The organism is Faecalibacterium sp. AF28-13AC (assembly GCF_003478405.1).
GTDB classification, from domain to species: Bacteria; Bacillota; Clostridia; order Oscillospirales; family Ruminococcaceae; genus Faecalibacterium; species Faecalibacterium prausnitzii_E.
In genome coordinates, this window is sequence record NZ_QUFG01000011.1 from 20,697 (window position 1) to 40,009 (window position 19,313).

15 protein-coding genes and 1 riboswitch are annotated in these 19,313 nt (G+C 61.5%); of the genes, 6 read left to right on the forward strand and 9 right to left on the reverse strand.

The features are described from left to right. Nucleotides 1-176: 176 nt before the first annotated feature. Both DWY95_RS13870 and DWY95_RS13875 read right to left on the reverse strand, forming a co-directional pair. The gene (locus DWY95_RS13870) at nt 177-1,457 is read right to left on the reverse strand and encodes a folylpolyglutamate synthase/dihydrofolate synthase family protein (protein ID WP_118553960.1); all 1,281 of its coding nucleotides are present in this window, start codon (nt 1,455-1,457) and stop codon (nt 177-179) included. 67 nt (nt 1,458-1,524) lie between these two features. Next, a complete protein-coding gene (locus DWY95_RS13875; protein ID WP_118553961.1) occupies nt 1,525-2,040 on the reverse strand; it encodes a folate family ECF transporter S component in 516 nt (171 codons plus the stop codon). Between the two features lie 141 nt (nt 2,041-2,181). Then, a riboswitch (THF riboswitch) is annotated at nt 2,182-2,277 on the reverse strand. 298 nt (nt 2,278-2,575) lie between these two features. Here DWY95_RS13875 and DWY95_RS13880 point away from each other — a divergent pair. Next, nucleotides 2,576-4,267: a M3 family oligoendopeptidase gene (locus DWY95_RS13880; protein ID WP_118553962.1), complete on the forward strand. Its 1,692-nt coding sequence runs from the start codon at nt 2,576-2,578 to the stop codon at nt 4,265-4,267. Between the two features lie 159 nt (nt 4,268-4,426). Here DWY95_RS13880 and DWY95_RS13885 read toward each other — a convergent pair whose 3' ends face one another. The 4 genes from DWY95_RS13885 to DWY95_RS13900 form a co-directional block, all read right to left on the reverse strand. Next, the gene (locus DWY95_RS13885; RefSeq protein WP_118553963.1) at nt 4,427-5,941 is read right to left on the reverse strand and encodes a beta-glucuronidase; all 1,515 of its coding nucleotides are present in this window, start codon (nt 5,939-5,941) and stop codon (nt 4,427-4,429) included. Between the two features lie 770 nt (nt 5,942-6,711). Further along, nucleotides 6,712-8,055, reverse strand: coding sequence for a dicarboxylate/amino acid:cation symporter (locus DWY95_RS13890; protein ID WP_118553964.1), 1,344 nt, complete (start codon nt 8,053-8,055; stop codon nt 6,712-6,714). Nucleotides 8,056-8,239: 184 nt separating this feature from the next. Further along, nucleotides 8,240-8,755, reverse strand: a complete 516-nt coding sequence (locus DWY95_RS13895) for a PTS glucose transporter subunit IIA (RefSeq protein WP_118553965.1) — start codon at nt 8,753-8,755, stop codon at nt 8,240-8,242. A gap of 118 nt (nt 8,756-8,873) precedes the next feature. Continuing rightward, on the reverse strand, nt 8,874-9,896 hold the full coding sequence (locus tag DWY95_RS13900; RefSeq protein ID WP_118553966.1) for an aminotransferase class I/II-fold pyridoxal phosphate-dependent enzyme: 1,023 nt from the start codon (nt 9,894-9,896) through the stop codon (nt 8,874-8,876). Nucleotides 9,897-10,124: 228 nt separating this feature from the next. On the opposite strand from DWY95_RS13900, the gene DWY95_RS13905 reads away from it, so the two are divergent. The 5 genes from DWY95_RS13905 (at nt 10,125) to DWY95_RS13925 (ending at nt 15,945) form a co-directional block, all read left to right on the forward strand. After that, entirely contained in the window at nt 10,125-11,204 is a 1,080-nt protein-coding gene (locus tag DWY95_RS13905; RefSeq protein WP_118553967.1) for an ATP-binding protein, read from the forward strand. Between the two features lies 1 nt (nt 11,205). Beyond that, on the forward strand, nt 11,206-11,943 hold the full coding sequence (locus DWY95_RS13910) for a response regulator transcription factor (RefSeq protein ID WP_118553968.1): 738 nt from the start codon (nt 11,206-11,208) through the stop codon (nt 11,941-11,943). Then, nucleotides 11,940-13,259 carry an SLC13 family permease gene (locus tag DWY95_RS13915; RefSeq protein WP_118553969.1) on the forward strand — a complete coding sequence of 440 codons (1,320 nt, stop codon included), beginning with the start codon at nt 11,940-11,942 and terminating at the stop codon, nt 13,257-13,259. Before DWY95_RS13910 ends, DWY95_RS13915 begins: the two co-directional genes overlap by 4 nt. Before the next feature lie 231 nt (nt 13,260-13,490). After that, complete coding sequence (locus tag DWY95_RS13920) at nt 13,491-13,778, forward strand: DUF6110 family protein (protein ID WP_097791348.1); 288 nt, start codon at nt 13,491-13,493, stop codon at nt 13,776-13,778. 61 nt (nt 13,779-13,839) lie between these two features. Next, on the forward strand, nt 13,840-15,945 hold the full coding sequence (locus tag DWY95_RS13925; RefSeq protein ID WP_243082796.1) for a heavy metal translocating P-type ATPase: 2,106 nt from the start codon (nt 13,840-13,842) through the stop codon (nt 15,943-15,945). 75 nt (nt 15,946-16,020) lie between these two features. Here DWY95_RS13925 and thiC read toward each other — a convergent pair whose 3' ends face one another. The 3 genes from thiC to thiM form a co-directional block, all read right to left on the reverse strand. Then, the gene (thiC, locus tag DWY95_RS13930) at nt 16,021-17,331 is read right to left on the reverse strand and encodes a phosphomethylpyrimidine synthase ThiC (RefSeq protein ID WP_097791349.1); all 1,311 of its coding nucleotides are present in this window, start codon (nt 17,329-17,331) and stop codon (nt 16,021-16,023) included. A 547-nt stretch (nt 17,332-17,878) separates the two neighbouring features. Then, a complete protein-coding gene (gene thiE / locus DWY95_RS13935) occupies nt 17,879-18,511 on the reverse strand; it encodes a thiamine phosphate synthase (protein WP_118553970.1) in 633 nt (210 codons plus the stop codon). Beyond that, nucleotides 18,495-19,310 (reverse strand): hydroxyethylthiazole kinase, encoded by an 816-nt coding sequence (gene thiM, locus DWY95_RS13940; protein WP_118553971.1) that lies wholly within the window; start codon nt 19,308-19,310, stop codon nt 18,495-18,497. Before thiM ends, thiE begins: the two co-directional genes overlap by 17 nt. Between the last annotated feature and the right edge of the window lie 3 nt (nt 19,311-19,313).

Below are 19,313 nucleotides of genomic sequence, written 5' to 3' on the forward strand. Positions count from 1 at the left end.
TGCTCCGCTGTCAAGACCAGCGGCATCTACACGATGGCTCTAACAAAAGAGCGTTTGTGCAGATGCTGTGAATCGAAACAGCGGAGCACTCTATTTTATGGTTTTGAAAAACTCTGCTCATTCAGCACGATCAAAACCGGCTCGCGAGTGGCTCCCCCTCTGGGGGAGCTGTCGCGTTAGCGACTGAGAGGGCAGATCTTCCGAAACGCTTCCCGCACCTCACCGGAGAAGTACAGCGTCCCCAGCGCACAGACGGGGCCGGTGCCGCCCAACTCCACTGCGCGGGCCACTCCGGCTTCGATGGACGGGGCAGGCTCCGCCGTGCCGCCCCGCACCCGGATATGCTCCGCCAGCGTTTCGGCGGGCATGGCGCGCGGGGTATGCGCTGCCACCGTCACGAACCGGTTTGCCAGCGGGAGCAGAAGCTCCAGCATCTCGTCCACGTCCTTGTCGGCCATGATGCTAAGCAGAAAGACGAATTTCTGGCCGGGGAAACGGTCATTCAGGCTCTGGACCGTGGCCCGCATCCCGTGGGCGTTGTGGCTGCCGTCCAGTAGGAAAGCGGGCGTGTGCCGCAGCAGCTCAAACCGGCCCGGCCAGCGGACGGTCTCCAGCCCCTGCCGGATGGCCTCCTCCGGGATGTTCCAGCCCTTTTCCCGCAGCACCCGCAGCACCGTGATGGCGACGGCAGCATTCCGGGGCTGGTAGCTGCCAATGAGCGGCAGGCGCACCCCGTTCAGGCCGTCGAAGTCAAAGGTCACTTCGTCCAGGTCGCCGCCCTCCACGGTCAGCTTCGAGAAATCGACCACATGGAGCGGGGCGTTCTGCTCTGCCGCCGTGCGGGCGATGACGGCGTCGGCCTCCGGCACACCGCCGTAGCTCACCACCGGGCTGCCCGGCTTGAGGATGCCCGCCTTGGCCGCTGCGATGTCCGCGATGGTGGGGCCAAGCTCCTTCACATGGTCCATGCCCAGCGCCGTGATGACCGCACACTCCGGCGGGTCGATGACGTTGGTGGAATCCAGCGCACCGCCCAGCCCCACTTCCAGTACCACGATGTCGCAGTGCTGCTCGGCAAAGCAGAGCATGCCCAGCGCCGTGATGATCTCGAACTCGGTGGGCACATCGGCCATGGCATCTGCGGCGGGCCGGATCGTTTCCACCAGACGCACCAGTTCCTCGTCGCTGATCTGCTCGCCGTTCACCTGAATGCGCTCATTGAACCGGTTGATGAAGGGAGAGGTGTACAGCCCCACCCGATACCCCGCCGCCTGCAGGCAGGACGCCAGCATGGCTGCGGTGCTTCCCTTGCCGTTGGTGCCCGCCACATGGACGAACTTCAGCCGCTTGTGGGGGTTGCCCAGCGCAGCCAGAAGGGTGCGGGTGCGGGTCAGGCCAGGCTTATGCCCCGCCCACTGCACCGCGTGGATGTATTGCATTGCTTCTTCATAGTTCATGATGCCACGTTCCTTCAGAGAGACCCTCTCCATCTATGCAGACAGAGAGGGTCTGGTTTATGCTTTTTTATGCTTTTCGGACCAGAGCGGTCAGCGCCTTGTTTTCCAGCAGGATGCGGACGAGGAGGGTGTTCACCACGCTCAGCACCAGCGCGTTGGGGATGCGGGCAGCCAGCAGCGCCCACTGGTAGCCATAGAAGAGGTGGAGGGCCAGCGAGTTGATGACCACAGAGCCCACCAGATGGCCCGCCAGAATGCTGATCTGCAGCCGCAGGCCCAGGCGCATCTCATGCAGAGACCGGTACAGCAGACCGGACACCAGACCCACCGAACCGGCTCCCAGCGTGATGAGCGGGTTGATGGAATAGCCGGACAGGGTGCCGCCGATCATGTCGGCCAGTGCGCCCACGACAAAACCGCCCGCCGGGCCGAACCAGACTGCTGCCAGGTGGGTGGGCAGAGCGCCCAGGTTGAACCGCAGGAATCCGGTGGACACCGTGAACACGCGGGCAAAGATGATGCTCATGGCCGTGAGCAGGGCCAGCATCGTCAGGGTACGAACGGACAATTTGGAATGATTCATCGTTGATCCTCCATTCCGGATGATGCAGGAGAAGACAAAACGCCCTCCCCTGTGACGAACCGCACAAAGGAGGGCGTGAATCCAACAAGTTTCACTTCCAGGCAGGGCCGCAGCCGGTCTCGCCTGCACCCAAGTCCATGCAGCAGCGGGATGCAGACCATGCACCGCGGGTCTCCCTTCGTCCGCAGCACAACTCCCCGTTGATGCGGCACTTAACGCGCATGGTCTTACTCTGTTGATACTGCTATTATATGCCTTTTTTCGGGCGGTTTCAATCGCACCTCTGCCACAGATTTCACAATTTGAGGCGCTCTTTTTTAGAAGTTCTGCCAAAAAAGCAGAAGCCCCTCGGTACTGCGAATACCGGGAGGCTTCTTGCTTGCTGTTGTGAGTCTCCATGGAGACGCGTTTCCATTCATCCCTTTTATTACACGCGCCTGTGATGAAAAGTCAAACCATTCACGGTTTTCTTTGACTGTCAGCGCAAAACGTGATAAGATGGAACAAACTTGATACAGAAAGGACGTATCCGTCTATGAAATTCCATGAGATGACTTACACCCGCCCGGACATCGACGCGCTGCTGGCCCGCTGCAAGGAGCTGGCCGCCAAAGCCGAATCCGCTGCCTCCGGCGAAGCGCTGGTCGCGGTCTACTACGAGCAGAGCCGCGCATTTGCCGATTACAACACCGCCGCCAACCTGGCTTCCATCCACTATACCTGCGACACCCGCGACGCCGCCTGGAAGGCTGAGCAGGACTTCTTCGATGCCAACGGCCCCGCCGTGCAGAACGCCAGCGTGGAGATCAGCCGGGCCTTCCTGGCCAACCCCCACGTCGATGCCCTGACCGAGGCCTTCGGCACCACCTGCGTGGCCGGCATGAAGAACGCCGTGCTGGGCATGGATGACCGCACCATCGACCTCCAGAAGGAGTACAACGCGCTGGTCAGCCAGTACCAGCAGGTCTACGGCGGTGCACTGGTCGAGTTCGACGGCAAGCAGCTGACCATCCCCCAGCTTGGCCCTTATAAGGAAAATCTGGACCCCGCCGTCCGCCGCGCCGCCTACGAGGCCGAGGCCGGTTACTTCGACGCCCACCGCGCCGAACTGGACGAGCTGTACACCAAGATCGTCAAGAACCTGAACGAGCAGGCAAAGATCCTGGGCTACCACGATTACAGTGAGCTTTCCTACGTGCGGATGAACCGCATCGGCTACGGCCCGGAAGAGATCCGGAAGTTCCGCGACCAGGTGGCCAACGATGTGGTTCCCCAGCTGAAAAAGGTCATCGAGCTGCGCAAAAAGCGCACCGGCATCGAGCACCTGACCTTCACTGACCTGCCGGTCTCCTTCCGGGACGGCAACCCCAGGCCCATCGAGGGCTACGACGCCCGGATGGCCGCCTCCCGCACCATGTACCATGAGCTGAGTCCGGAGACCGCCGCGTTCATCGACTTCATGCAGGACAACGAGCTGTTCGATGTCGAGAGCCGCCCCGGCAAGATGTCCGGCGGCTATATGACCAGCCTGCCCGCCTACAAGGCTCCCTTCATCTTTGCCAACTGGAACAACACCTCCGCCGACGTGGATGTGCTGACCCACGAGTGCGGCCATGCCTTTGAGGGCTATGTGGCCGAGCGGGACCCGAAAGTCCCCGCCGACCTGGAATGCCCCGGTATGGAGAGCGCCGAGATTCACTCGATGGCAATGGAGTTCCTGACGGCCCCCTGGCATCATCTGCTCTTCGGCAAGGACACCGAGAAATACGCCCTGCTCCACGCCGAGGACAGCTTCCTCTTCCTGGCCTATGGCTGCATCGTGGATGAATTCCAGCACCGGATGTACCAGAACCCCGACCTGACCCCCGACGAGCGGAACGCCGTCTGGCTGGAGCTGGAACACAAGTACCGCCCCTGGATCGACTTCGACAACCTGCCCTTCTACGGCCGCGGCGCAGGCTGGCAGCGTCAGCTCCACATCTATGAGTGCCCGTTCTATTATATCGACTACTGCCTGTCCACCATGGCCGCTCTGCAGTTCTTCCTGCTCAGCCTCAAGGACCACAAGGACGCCTGGCAGCGCTACCTCCGACTGGTGCGCCGCGCCGGTATGGCCAGCTACGCGGAACTGTGCGAGACGGCCGGTCTGAAGGTTCCCTTCACCGATGGTTCCATCAAGGCCATCGCCGAGGAAATGGAGCAGTGGATCGCCGCCCATCAGGTCTGAGCGAAACCGAACGAAACCTCTTGAGTTCCCGCGCGCGTTTTGCTATATCGTGGCGTTCGTGCTGTTCCTGACAAGCTCGCCCGGATTGCATATAAACAAGAAGCCCCACGACATTGCAATGTCGTGGGGCTTCGTTCATCCTATTTTACAATGTAAGGATCACAGCACAATAAACGTGCAGGTCGCAGCAGGCAAAACGAGTTCGCCCGCCGGAGCTGCTGCCGGGGCGATTTCCGGCAGCGCATCGCCTTCGCCCAGGACCAGCGCCTTGCCGTTGCAGAGCATGGTCTGGGAGCGCAGGGTCTCGGCGGAGAGCTGGTAGACCTCCGCTTCCTTCGGCAGGGTGACGGTGGTGGTCTCCGTCAGGCTGTTGTTGATGACCAGATATGCTTTGCCCGGCTTGCCGTCCGCACGGGAGTGGGCGTAGACGTGCGCACCCTCGCGGATAGGCTCTGCGGCGTCGTAGACGGTGGTGCCCATCAGACGGTTCCAGAGCAGCACCGCGAAGTAGTTGGGGCGCGGGTCAAAGACTTCGGGCTTCAGATAGCCGTAGTCACTGGAAGCCAGGGTGTTGTGGAAGATGATGCCTTTGGTCACGACCGAGAAGCTGCCCAGCTCGTTCAGGGTACGGAAGACATCCAGATAGGTGGAAGCCCAGGTGTCGCCGCCGCCGCCCGCGTCGCCTGCTTCGGTGACCCACATCTCGCCGCCGAGGCAGTAGATGTCCCGCTTTTCGGCGTGGAACTTTGCCATATTGGAGGCGACCGCCAGATACTCTTCGGTGTGGGCCTTGTCGGCTTTCCAGTGGGCAAACGGCATCACAGGCTCCAGACGCTCGGACACGCCATTGTAATAATGGTAGCTGTAAACATCCAGCTTCTCCTGGGCACCCTTCATCAGGTCGTCGGTCGAGCACTGGGGCAGGATATCGCCGACTCCGCCGCCCTGTGCCTTCTCGCCGTGCTTCTTCAGCACACCTTCGGTGGAGCAGGGGCCGACAAAGGGGCAGTCGGGGTAGTTCTCATGCAGCCAGCGGATAAAAATGTCCTGATCGCGGACATACTGCTCGGCGGTGTAGCCCTTGGGGCAGCCGGACATGGCCAGCAGGTTGGGCTCGTTGACGAACTCAGCCGCGTCGATGGCCTTGCCGTACTCCTTGCTCAGGGCAAAGATCTGCTCTGCCTGGCTGGGGTTCCAGGGCTCGTCGGCATGGTGCAGACCCTCACAGTCCGCCACCGAGATCAGGAGCTTTGCGCCGATGTCCTTGCAGAAATCCAGCACACCGAGCCACTGCTCGCGGGTCAGGATGGCGTTGTAGCCCTCCGGGATGACGCCGTTCGTGTGGCCGTCGAAGTCGTAATAGGTCTTGGTGGACCAGGTGCCGGACACGCGCACCCAGGCCGGGCCGATCTCTTTGGCCAGCTTGCGCAGCTTCTTGTCGGAGAGGTCGATGGGATCATAATACTGCATCAGGTCGGTGCTTGCGGTCGCGTTGCCGAGGAAGCCGCCCTTGAGGACGAACGGCTCTGTGCCCGCGATCTGAGCGGGGGTGTAAGCCTTCCAGAAGGTGCCGCCGGTGACTTCGGTCATCTCGACGTTGTAGGAGACCAGCCGCTCGTTGCCAATGTGCAGCTCGCGCAGGGAGCCGGGGTTCAGGTTCACGAATTGTGCCATGGGAAATTCTCCTTTTCTCAAGTTTTTTGTCTGCATCCATAATACCATTTTTTCGGCCAGACCATGAGGACGATTTCGTGATAAAACCGTAAAATATTTCAATTTTGAAGAAACAAGCCGTAAAGAATGCAAATACTTGACATTTTGCCACAGGTGCGTATAATGAAAGTACAAAGGTAGTTATTTCGAGTCCAACGGAAATCCCAAAGCAAGCAAGAAGCCCCTCGGTAGTCGCAATACCGAGGGGCTTCCTGTCGCTATGGGATCAGTGCTTGCCGTTCACAAAGAACTGTTCGTCAAGCCACTTGCAAACATAGTAAGCGGCTATGCTTGCTGCGACGGACAGTAAAAAGGTAGTTAACGTCTCCAAGGAAATCACCTCCCATCCATAAAAATGGGCCGGAGTGGAGCGGCAAGTACAGAATAGCACAGATTTTGACAAAACACAAGAAACTTACAAAGCGAGTCTCTTCTTTACCTTTCCGGCGGTTCCGCCCCAAAGGTTTTACCCACTCTTTTCCCGGCCATGGTTTCGGGCGGCGGGATAAAACGGTAGAATGAAACCGTTCCCAGATGGTCAACCTCTATGCCAAGGGCGTCGGCGCAGAGAACTTCCGCGGCGTCTTCGACAACACCGAGATCTATCACAAGCTCGCTGAACTGACCGGCGTGCAGTAACCGACCCACAAGAAAAGCTCCGTCCCGTTTCGCTGAGGCAGCGAGGGGGACGGAGCTTTTTTCGATTTCAGATGGGGCGCAGCCTCATCCCATTACTTGTTGTAGACCTCTTCCTTCAGCAGGCCCTCGCTCCTGGCGACACAGATGCTGGCGACGGCATCGCCGACAACGTTCAGCGAGGTGACGAGCATCTCGATGGGACGGTTGATGGCCAGAATGAGGGAGTAGGCCAGCAGAGCGCCGTCGTTGACGAAGCCCACGCCGGACAGGATGGTGAAGAGGATGACGGCACCTGCACCGGGGGCAGCCGGGGTGCCCACCGAGGCCAGCAGAGCCAGCAGGGCCACGACCACCAGCTGGCCGGGGGTGACGGTATAACCGGCGCAGCCCGCGATAAAGACGGTGGCGATGACCTGCATGATGGCGGTGCCGTCCATGTTGATGGTCATGCCCAGAGGCAGCACGAAGGAGGCGATGCTCTCATCCACGCCGAACTCCTCCTCGCAGACCTTGATGTTCAGGGGCAGGGTGGCGGCGCTGGACGAGGTCGAGAAACCGAACACGGCCACATTGGCGATCTTGCGGATGAAGGTAATGGGGTTCAGCTTGGCACCCAGAGCGATCACCAGCGGGTAGGCCACCACCAGGAAGACCAGCAGCAGGATCACCGTGACCACCACATAGACCAGTGCCGGCTTGAGGTAGTTGATGCCGTAGATGGCAAAGGTGCGGGTGAGCAGCACGAAGACGGCAAAGGGAGCAAATTTGCTGACGATGAAGTTCAGGAAGACGACCACCACGTCATTCACCTCGCCCAGCAGGCGGCGCAGGGTGGCGGTGCGGCTCTCGCCCAGCGCATTCATGCTCAGGCCGGTGGCCACCGCCAGGAAGACGGCGCTCAGGACTGCACCATTGCTGCCAAAGGCCGTGATGATGTTGGAGGGGATGATGTTCAGCACCACGTTCAGCGGGTTGGAGCCGGTGGAGCCGGTGGCCTCGGTCAGGCCCTCGATGTGGGTGTTGAACAGCCCCATCGAGAAGGTGATGTAGCCCACGCTGCTGGCCAGCAGCAAAGCCAGGAAAGAGCACAGCAGGAACCAGAACAGGGTCTTGGCCGAGATGCGCCCCATGGTGCGGGTGTCGGCAATGCTGCCGATGGCCAGCGCGATGGAGGTGAACACCATCGGGATGATGACCAGCTGCAGCGCCTTGATGAAGAGCTGGCCGATGATATAGAAGATGCCGAAGGAGCGCTCTGCGCCCTCTGCGGTGATATCCTGGAACAGGAGCTCGTTGATCGTGGTCCAGATCTCACTCTTCCCGCCGGAGATGAGGCTCTCGCGCAGGAACATGAAGGCGAGGCCCGCCGCCAGGCCGCAGACCAGCGAAATGGCCATTCGTTTTGCTAAAGACATACCAGGTTTTTTCGTTTCCATAATACCTTTCCTCACAATCCTTGGTGATACCGGGCCCAGGCCCGCACTTTGTCTATCCTATCATAAGCCGTTCCCCACTTCAAGAAGAAAACAGACCAAATGCGGCATTTTCTTTCAATAGTCATACTTTTAAGGCGCTGACCGCAAAAAAACACCCGGAAGAAGCTCTTCCGGGTGGGAACACTTATGCCTTGAACTTGAGCAGCGGCACACCGATGGCGGTGTCGCCGGAGGCCACGACCGACATTTCGGACAGGTCGTCGCCGTTGGTCACGATGATGGCCGTTGCCGTGGGATGACCGGCGGCGCGGATGGCGTCGAGGTCGACCTTGAGCAGCGGGGTGCCCGCCTTGACCTTGGAGCCTTCCTTCGTCAGAGAGGTGAAGCCGTTGCCCTTCATCTCCACGGTATCCATGCCCACATGGATGAGCAGCTCGATGCCGTCATCGCTCATCAGGCCCACCGCGTGCAGGCTTTCGGGCACCTGCGTGACGGTGCCGTCAAACGGTGCGTAAACGGTATCCCCGGTGGGTTCGATGCCGCAGCCGCCGCCCAGAATGGCCGATGCAAACGTCTCGTCCGGCAGCTCCTCCAGCGGGATGACCTTGCCTGCCAGCGGCATCATCACCGTCTTCTTTTCGCCCTTGAATTTCGTCTCGGCTGCATTCTTGCCGCCGAACAGCTTATCAAAAAAGCCCATATCATTACCCTTCTTTCTGCGCTGCACACAGCGCGACCTTCATCTGAATAAAGATATCATACTGTGCCGGAAATTGCAATCCGCATCCTGCACAAAGAGACGGACCGATGTTTGACACTTACAGCAGGGCCAGCAGGCCGTCGATCTCCTCCATCCGGGTGGCCCAGCTGGTGGCGATGCGCATGACGGTATGGGTGTCATCGAACTTCTCCCAGAAGCCGAATTTGGCCTTGCCCTCCAGCGCCGCCAGCTGCTCGTTGGAGAAAACGATGAAGATCTGGTTGGTGGGCGAATCCAGGAAGAAGCGGTAGCCCTTGGCGGCCAGCCCCTGCTTCAGAGCGTTGGCCGTGGCGATGGCGTTCCGGCTGATGGTCTGGTACAGGTCATCCGTGAAGAGGACATCGAACGGAAGCCCCAGCAGGCGGCCCTTTGCCAGCAGAGCGCCCTGCTGCTTCACCATGGTCATGAAATGTGCCGGTGCCCCATGGGGGAAGACGACGGCCTCGCCGCAGAGGGCACCCACCTTGGTGCCGCCGATGTAGAAGACATCCGCCAGCCGGGCCAGGTCGGGCAGGGTGACGTCCGTACCCTCTGCCGCCAGACCGTAGCCCAGGCGGGCACCGTCCACGAAGAGGGGCATGTGGTACATCTGGCAGACGTCGTGCAGCGCCTGCAGCTCGGCTTTGGTGTAAAGGGTGCCGTACTCGGTGGGGTGGGAGATGTACACCATGCCGGGGAAGACCATGTGGTCGTGGTTGCCGTCTGCGTAGAAGGTGGCGCAGAAGTCGCGGACGTCGGCAGCGTCCAGCTTGCCGTTCTTGTGGGGCAGGCCCAGCACCTTGTGGCCGGTGTACTCGATGGCCCCGGCCTCGTGGCCGTTGACATGGCCCGTGGAAGCTGCCACGACCCCTTCCCACCGGTGCAGCATCGACGCGATGACGATAGCGTTAGTCTGGGTGCCGCCGGAGATGAAGGTCACATCTGCTTCCGGGCAGGCACAGGCGGCGCGGATCTTCTCCCTTGCGCTGGCACAGTAGGGGTCGGTGCCGTAGCCGGACACCTTTTCAAAGTTGGTCTCCATCAGCTTTTGCAGGATGGCCGGATGGGCTCCCTCGCAGTAGTCGTTCTCAAAGTAAAACATCGTGTTCTGCATCCTCTCTATAATAGGTAACTTTATGATATGCTTTTGCAGCGGAAATGTCAAACAGCAAAACCCGGCCCGCGCTCGCACCGTTCCGCTTTTTGTGCTATGATCGGGGCAGGCTCTGCGGCATTCGGCACCTGTTCCCGACTCCTTTGCTGTTTCTTAGCCGCCGGTGTGGTATACTTTGAACACCGAACGAATATCCATCCGAAAGGAGACATTTCTATGAGATCTTCCACCCGCAGGCACGATGCACTGGTGATGCTGTCCGGCATCACGTCGGCCTTTCTGGTGGTGTCCGGCATCCAGGTGCTCAGCGGACGGATCGACGGCGTAGCCTCCATGGTCTTCGTGCTGGCCGTCTTTCTCATCTCGATGTATACCGATGGCTATCTGTGGGGTCTGGCCGCCTCGCTGCTGTGTGTGCTGGCGGTCAACTTTGCCTTTCGCTCGCCCTACTTTGCCTTCAACTTCACCCTGCCGGAGAACCTGTTCTCCGCGCTGGTGATGCTGGTCGTCTCCATCATGACCAGCACCCTTACCACCCGCATCAAGCTGCAGGAGCAGCTCCGGATGGAGAGCGAGACCGAGAAGATGCGCGCCAACCTTCTGCGCGCGGTCTCCCACGACCTGCGCACGCCCCTCACCTCCATTTATGGGGCCTGCTCCACGGTCATTGAAAATTATGACTCGCTGGCCAAAGAGCAGAAGTTAAAACTTCTCGGCGAAGTCTGTTCGGACGCCCAGTGGCTCAACCGGATGGTGGAGAACCTGCTGTCAGTCACCCGGTTCGACACCGGCACCGTCTCGGTGCAGAAGACCCCCACCGTGCTGGAAGAGCTGATCGACACCGTGCTGGTGCGGTTCCAGAAGCACTACCCGGACGTGAACGTCACGGTAGACCTGCCCGACAGCTTCGTGGTCATCCCGATGGACTCGATGCTCATCTCGCAGGTGTTGATGAACCTGCTGGAAAACGCCGTGCTCCACGCCGAGGGAATGACCAGGCTGACCCTCCGGGTCTTTACGCTGGGCGACCACGCCATCTTTGAAGTCTCGGATGACGGCTGCGGCATCCCCAAAGAGCGGCTGAAAGGGCTGTTCACCCGGATGCTGCCCGCCGACGACACGGCCAGCCCCGGCAAGCACGGCATGGGCATCGGCCTTGCGGTGTGCGCGGCCATCGTCAAGGCCCACGGCGGCGAGATCAAGGCCGAGAGCCGCCCCGGCGAAGGCACCACCATCCGCTTCTGGCTGGAGACCGAATCCACGGACGAATCCACTGATCTGGAGGAAAATATCTGAAATGAGCAACAACAAATTCAAGATTCTCATCGTTGAAGACGAACCCACCATCTGCAGCTTCATCTATACCCTGCTGGACACCAACGGCTACAAGACCTATGTGGCCCCCACCTGTGAGCTGGGCAAATCCATCTTCACCTCCTACCTGCCCGACCTCATCATCCTGGATCTGGGCCTGCCCGACCGCGACGGCCGCGAGCTCATCCACTATGTGCGCCAGAAATTCATGACGCCCATCATCGTGCTGTCGGCCCGCACCACCGAGGCAGACAAGATCGAAGCGCTGGACCTTGGCGCGAACGACTACATCACCAAACCCTTCAGCACCGGCGAGCTGCTGGCGCGGGTGCGGGCCGCACTGCGGCTCAACCGCTTCAGCTCCAACCCCACCGGCGTCTTTCAGGCGCAGGACCTGCTCATCCAGTACGAGCGGCGCAAGGTCTATGTGGGCGGGGAGGAGATCAAGCTGACCCAGACCGAATACAACATCGTGGCCTTTCTCTCCGAACACGCGGGCCGGGTGATGACCTACCCCGCCATCGTCCGGGCCATCTGGGGCGATACCGACTGCGGCAGCACCAAAAAGCTGCAGGTCAACATGGCCAACATCCGCCGCAAGCTGGGCAGCCGCCCCGGCCACAACAACTACATCATGAACGAACTCGGCGTAGGCTACCGGATGATCGATGCCGACCACGACGGCCCGGACGCCCCCGCCGACCATGAGGAGAACGCATGACGCTTGCCCTGATCCTGTTTGCTTTCACCTACTGCCTGATGCTGGCCCTGCCCCGCTTCCGGCCCTTTGCGGCCCTTGGCGGAGCCGGGGCCTTTTTGCTTCTGGGGCAGCTGGGCGTGTACGACTTCACCCTGACCGACGCCGCACGGGCCGTGGATTTCAACGTGCTGCTGATGATGGCGGGCACCATGGGCACCGTGTCCCTCTTCATTGCCAGCAAAATGCCCACCCGCCTGGCCGAACAGCTCATCGTCCATGTGCCCAACGTGAAGTGGGCCGTCTGTATGCTGGCTCTCTTTGCCGGGGTCATCAGCGCCTTTGTGGACAACGTCGCCACCGTGCTGATGGTCGCCCCGGTGGGCCTTGCCATTGCCCGGAAGCTCCGGCTCTCCCCGGTGCCGGTCCTCATCGCCATTGCCGTCAGCTCCAATCTGCAGGGCGCGGCCACGCTGGTGGGCGACACCACCAGCATCCTGCTGGGCGGCTTTGCGGAGATGAACTTCTTCGACTTTTTCTGGATGAAGGGCCGCCCCGGCATCTTTTTCGGGGTGGAACTGGGCGCGCTGGCCTCGTTGGGCGTGCTGCTCGTTCTCTTCCGGAAGCAGACCCAGCCGGTAAAGGCCGCGGTGGAGACCGAAGTCACCGACGATGTGCCCACCGCCCTGATGCTGCTCACCGTGGGGCTGCTCATCGCGGCCTCCTTCCTGCCCTGCCCGGCGGGCGGGGTGCTGCGGCTCCTCTACGATCTGCGCAGCGGCATCGTCTGCATGAGCCTGTGCCTGTTCGGGGTGGCGCGGGCCTGCCTGCGGGCACGGTCGCTCTCTCCGCTGGCAGAGACGGCCCAGGCGCTGGACTACGACACCCTGCTGCTGCTCTTCGGCCTCTTCATCCTCATCGAGGGCATCGGCCGGGCGGGCGTCATCGACGCAGCGGCCCAGCTGTTCTACATCTTCTCCGGCGATGACCCCTTCCGGCTGTACACCCTGCTGGTGGTCGTCTCGGTGGGGCTGTCGGCCTTCATCGACAACATCCCCTATGTGGCCGCCATGCTGCCGGTGGTGCAGAGCATCGCCGCCCAGATGAACGGCGGGGCCGGTTTCCCGCCGGAGCTGTTCTACTTCGGCCTGCTCACCGGGGCCACGCTGGGCGGCAATCTGACCCCCATCGGGGCTTCGGCCAACATCGCCGCCATCGGCATCCTGCGCAAGCACGGCGAGACCGTGACCACCCGCGATTTTCTGCGCATCGGCGTCCCCTTCACCCTTTCCGCCGTTGCCGCCGGGTATCTGTACCTGTGGGCCGTCTGGGGCCGCTGAGAGGCGCTTTCCGGTTTGTTTCTGATTACTAACTGTAGTCTGACAAAAAACCCACCTAGGGATAGACATTTCTAACTACGGTACGTAAAAAGTTTACACTGATTAACATTTCGAAAATCCCTTGAAAATTCCAAAATCCGTGCTACAATATCCGCAGAAACAGCAAGGCTGTTCGGTTTTTTCGCCCCATCCGGGGCTTGCAATAACATGAATAAAGGTAGGAAAACGATTATGGTAGATGTGAAAAAGATCGCACTGTTCGTCGGCGGCGTTGTGTTTGGTTCGGCAGGCTTCAAGCTCCTGTCCAGCAGCGATGCCAAGAAGGTCTACACCCAGACCACCGCAGCCGTCCTGCGCATGAAGGACTCCACCATGGAGACCGTCAACAAGGTCCAGGAGCAGGCCGGTGACATCCTGGCCGACGCAAAGGCCATCAACGAGGCCCGCGCCGCCAAGGCAGAGGCCGCCGTCATCGAGGACGAAGCTGCAGAGGCTGCTGCCGCCGAGGACGCTGAATAATTTTTGAGCGCTTGAGCCGCCTGCGGGCGGCTCTTTCTATTGAGGAAGGTATAACGTAACCATGAAATGCACCATTTTACATGAGGGCCGGGGCCGGATGCGCGTGCATGTCTGCAACGTGCGGATGACCCTGCACCGCGCCGATGTGCTGGAAGCCTATCTCAACCACCACGATGCCATCGAGAAAGCCACCGTCTATGAGCGGACCGGCGATGTGGTCCTGTATTACTGCGGCCGACGCGCCGATGCCGTCCAGGCGCTGAGCCGCTACAAATTCGACCAGCCGGAGCTGGACGCCCTTGTCACCACCGCCGACAGCCGGAAGCTCAATCAGGAGTATCAGGAGAAGATGTGCGACCTCGTGGCGGGCCACTTCTTCCGCAAGCTGTTCCTGCCCGCACCCATCCGCGCCGCCTACACAGTCTGGCGCTCCATCGCGTTTGTCTGGAAAGGGGTCCGGTGCCTGCTCCGCCGCAGGCTGGAAGTCGAGGTGCTGGACGCTCTGAGCATCGGCGTCTCCGTCCTGCGCGGCGACTTCAGCACCGCCGGTTCCGTCATGTTCCTGCTGAACCTTGGTTCTCTGTTGGAAGAGTGGACCCGCAAGAAGAGTCTGGACGACCTGGCCCGCAGCATGGCCCTGAATGTAGACAAAGTCTGGGTGCGCAGCCAGGGCACCGAGGTGCTCCTGCCCCTGACCAAAGTTCAGCCCGGCGATGAGATCGTGGTCCGCTCCGGCAACATGGTGCCGCTGGACGGCACCGTCATCGAGGGCGAGGCCATGGTCAACCAGGCCGCTCTGACCGGCGAATCCATGCCGGTGCGCAAGGCAAAAGGTGCCACCGTTTACGCAGGCACCGTCGTGGAGGAGGGCGAATGCGTCTTCCTCGCCAAGGCCGCAGGCGGTGCCAACCGCTACGACAAGATCGTGGCCATGATCGAGGAATCCGAAAAGCTCAAATCCAGCACCGAGAACCGCGCACTGGAGCTGGCCGACAAGCTGGTGCCCTGGTGTCTGGCCGGCACGGTCGTCACCTATGCGCTCACCCGCAACGTCACCCGCGCCATCTCCATCCTGATGGTGGACTTCTCCTGTGCGCTCAAGCTCTCGATGCCGCTGGCGGTCCTCTCCGCCATGCGGGAGTGCGGCACGGCCCACATCACGGTCAAGGGCGGCAAATATCTGGAAGCTCTGGCCAAGGCCGACACCATCGTCTTTGATAAGACCGGCACCCTGACCCGCGCCACCCCGCAGGTGGTGGACATCATCCCCTTCAGCAACAGCGAGAAGGACGATGTGCTCCGTCTGGCCGCCTGTCTGGAAGAGCATTTCCCCCACTCCATGGCCAACGCGGTGGTCCGCGCCGCCAGAGAGCAGGGTCTGTCCCACGAAGAGATGCACTCTGAAGTGGAATACATTGTGGCCCACGGCATTGCCAGCCGGGTCGGCGGCGAGCGGGTGGTCATCGGCAGCTACCACTTCGTCTTTGAGGACGAGCACTGCATCGTTCCCGCCGACGAGCAGGAAAAGTTCGACCGGATGCCCGCCGAATACTCGCACCTGTACATGGCTGCTTCCGGCCAGCTGGTGGGCGTCATCTGCATCGCAGACCCCCTCCGCCCCGAAGCCGCTTCCGTGCTGCGCCAGCTGCACAAGCTGGGCATCCGGAACGCCGTGATGATGACCGGCGACAGCTACCGCACCGCCGAGGCCATTGCCCGGCAGGTGGGCGTGGACCAGTTCTTCGCGGAAGTCCTGCCCGAAGACAAGGCCAACTTCGTCCAGAAGGCCAAAGCCGAAGGCCACACCGTCGTCATGATCGGCGACGGCATCAACGACTCCCCCGCCCTTTCGGCTGCGGATATCGGCATCGCCATCAACTCCGGCGCTGCCATCGCCCGCGAGATCGCGGATGTCACCATCAAGGCCGACAGCCTGGAGGAGCTGGTCACCCTCAAGACCATCGCCAATGCGCTGCAGCACCGTGTCAGCTCGAACTACCGCTTCGTGCTCAGCTTCAACTCCACCCTCATCGCGCTGGGGGCTCTGGGCATCCTGCAGCCCGCCGCTTCGGCCATGCTGCACAACCTGTCCACCATCGGCATCAGCCTCCGGAGCATGACGAACCTCATCCAGAATCCTTCTTCTGCACCGCAGCTCGAAGGCTGACCTCCAGCCAACAGCAAAGCCCCCTGCACATACCGCGTGCAGGGGGCTTTGTGTTTCTATTGAAAGAGGAAGAACTTACAGGATGTCGATGTATTCACCGGCCAGAGCCTTGTTCATGCTGCGGACGGCGCAGAACTTGCCGCACATGGAGCAGGTGTCGCTGTGGTCGTCTTCGGGCAGGCGGGCGTCGCGGATGGCCTTGGCGGTCTCCGGGTCGATAGCACAGGCGAACTGTGCATCCCAGTCCAGCACACGGCGGGCATCGCCCATCTTGTCGTCGATGTCGCGGGCATGGGGGATGCCCTTGGCGATGTCAGCGGCATGGGCGGCGATCTTGGAAGCCACGATGCCCTGCTTCACATCGTCCACATTGGGCAGTGCCAGATGCTCGGCGGGGGTCACATAGCACAGGAAGGCCGCACCGCTGGCCGCTGCCACTGCGCCGCCGATGGCGGCCGTGATGTGGTCGTAGCCGGGGGCGATGTCGGTGACGAGGGGTCCCAGCACATAGAAGGGTGCACCCATGCAGATGCTCTTCTGGACTTCCATGTTGGCGGCGACCTGATTCAGGGGCACATGGCCGGGGCCTTCGACCATGACCTGCACGTTGTGGGCCCAGGCGCGCTTGGTCAGCTCACCCAGACGGACCAGCTCCTCGATCTGGCAGACGTCGGTGGCATCGGCCAGGCAGCCGGGACGGCAGGCATCGCCCAGCGAGACGGTCACATCGTGCTCCTCGCAGATGTCCAGGATCTCATCGAAGTGCTCGTAGAACGGGTTCTCGTTGCCGGTCATGCACATCCAGGCAAAGACCAGCGAACCGCCGCGGCTGACGATGTTCATCTTCCGTTTGTGGGTGCGGATCTGCTCGATGGTCTTGCGGGTGATGCCGCAGTGCAGGGTGACGAAGTCCACGCCGTCCTCTGCGTGCAGGCGGACCACATCCACGAAGTCCTGCGCCGTCAGGGTAGCGAGGTCGCGCTGGTAGTGGATGACCGAGTCATACACCGGCACGGTGCCGATCATGACCGGGCACTCGTGGGTCAGCTTCTGGCGGAAGGGCTGGGTGTTGCCGTGGCTGGACAGATCCATAATGGCCTCTGCGCCCATGTTCACGGCGCTCATCACCTTCTGCATCTCGATGTTGTAATCCTTGCAGTCGCGGGAGACGCCCAGATTGACGTTGATCTTGGTGCGCAGCATGCTGCCGATGCCCTCCGGGTTCAGGCAGGTGTGGTGCTTGTTGGCCGGGATGGCGACCTTGCCCTCGGCCACCAGCTGACGGATCTCCTCCGTGGTGCGGTACTCCTTCTGGGCGACGATCTCCATTTCCTTGGTCACGATGCCCTTGCGGGCCGCGTCCATCTGTGTGGTGTAATTCTGCATCTTGTTACCTCCAGTTTGACAAGTCGATACGCTCTTGCTCTTTTTTCTATCGTTACGAAAGAGCCGGACTTCGCCCATCAAACGGGTGGTTTCCGGCGCCTCCGCAGACAAACCCTGCGGTGTTCATGTCAAAGCTCCTTTGCATGAAGTCTGTTCCGGCAGAAGGTGGTGCCCCCGGTCTGCCGAGATGATAATTTTCTCCCTACAACCTCTCCGCCATTGCTTCGCAATGCCACCTCCCCTTGTAGGAAAGACTCCCTCCGGCCGGAGGGAGATGTCGCGAATAGCGACAGAGGGAGGATGACCACTGGCGAGTCGGTGATGGTCGTTCTGGATGAGCAAAGTTTTTGCTTCCGGAAACGACCGGGCTCCGCTGTTGAGATTTACAGCAGCAATACAAATGCTGCTACCAATGCGGACAGGGCCCGCCGCCCTGCGCCCAATCGGGCCCAAGCGAACAGCAGGGCCTGCCCGGCCTGCCAAGGGCTCCCCTACCAGGGGAGCTGTCGAGCGTGAGCGAGACTGAGAGGTTGTACGAAGGACAACTTTATAACTGTTCTACCAATGCTCTCAATTCCCTGCACTCGGCCTCGATATCCTTAGCCGCGAAGATGGCGCTGACCAGCGCCACACCGGCTTCGCCGCAGTGGGCAAGGCTGAGCAGATTCTGCTTGTGGATGCCGCCGATGGCGACCACCGGGATGGGGACCGCCGTGCAGATGGCCCGCAGCGTCTCTTTGGGCAGGGCGGTCACATTCGTCTTGGTGGCGGTCGCAAACATGGCCCCGCAGCCCAGATAGTCCGCACCGGCCTCCACAGCGGCTCTGGCTTCGGCCACATTGTGGGCCGACACGCCGATGATGGCCTCCGGGCCAAGGATGCGCCGGGCTTCGGCGGGGTCCATATCCTCCTGCCCCAGATGCACACCGTCGGCCCCGCACTGCCTGGCCAGCGCCACGTTGTCGTTCAGAATGAACGGCACGCCGTACCGTTTGCAGAGGGCGGAGATCTCCAGCGCCTCTGCCAGAATGGCTGCGTCGCCCAGATCTTTTTCCCGCAGCTGCACACAGGTGGCTCCGCCCTTCAGGGCAGCTTCCACCTGCTGGGGCAGGGTCTGTTCGCCCACCCAGGCGCGGTCGGTCACGGCATAGAGCCGCAGCATCTCAGCAGTACAGTTCATCGTTTGCTCCTTGGTCAAGTTGTTCGCCGGTCAGGTTGGACACGGCATCCATCAGATACATGCACAGCGTTCCGGTGCCCTCTTCGCCGGTCAGGCGGGCAGCGGCAGTCTCGCCGCAAAGGCCCATCGCACAGACGGCGGCGGCCGCCGCGGCCAGCGGGCAGTCGGGGTTGGCCCCCACGAAAGCCGCCGTCAGGACCGACAACATACAGCCCGCCCCGGTCACACGCCGCAGCAGCGGGGTGCCGTTGCGGAGGATGTGGGTCGTCTTCCCGTCCGTCACGATGTCCTCGGCCCCGGTCACTGCCGCGACGCAGTGGTGCTGCGCGGCAAACTGCTCGGCCAGCGGCCGCAGGGCCTCCGGCGGCAGGGTCTTGCCGGCATCCACCCCGCGTGAGACCTGCGCAAGCCCGCTCAGCGCCTGCAGCTCCGAGGCGTTGCACCGCAGCACGGTGACGGGCACTTCCCGCAGCACCTCGGCCGCGATGCTCTGGCGGAACTGCGATGCGCCCACGCCCACCGGGTCAAAGACCACCGGCAGGCCCAGCCGGGCGGCGGTGCGGCCCGCTTTGACCATGGCCTCGGCCTTGCGGGGGTTCGGGGTGCCCAGACTCAGGCAGAGGGCCCGGCTCAGCGCCGTGATCTCCTCCACCTCCTCCGGGTCATCCGCCATGATGGGCGACGCCCCGGCCGCCAGCACGATGTTAGCGCAGTCGTTGGCGCTGACGAGATTCGAGATGCAGTGGACGAGGGGCGAGGTTTCCCGCACCCGGTCGAAAAGAGCTCCAAACGCTGTCACGGT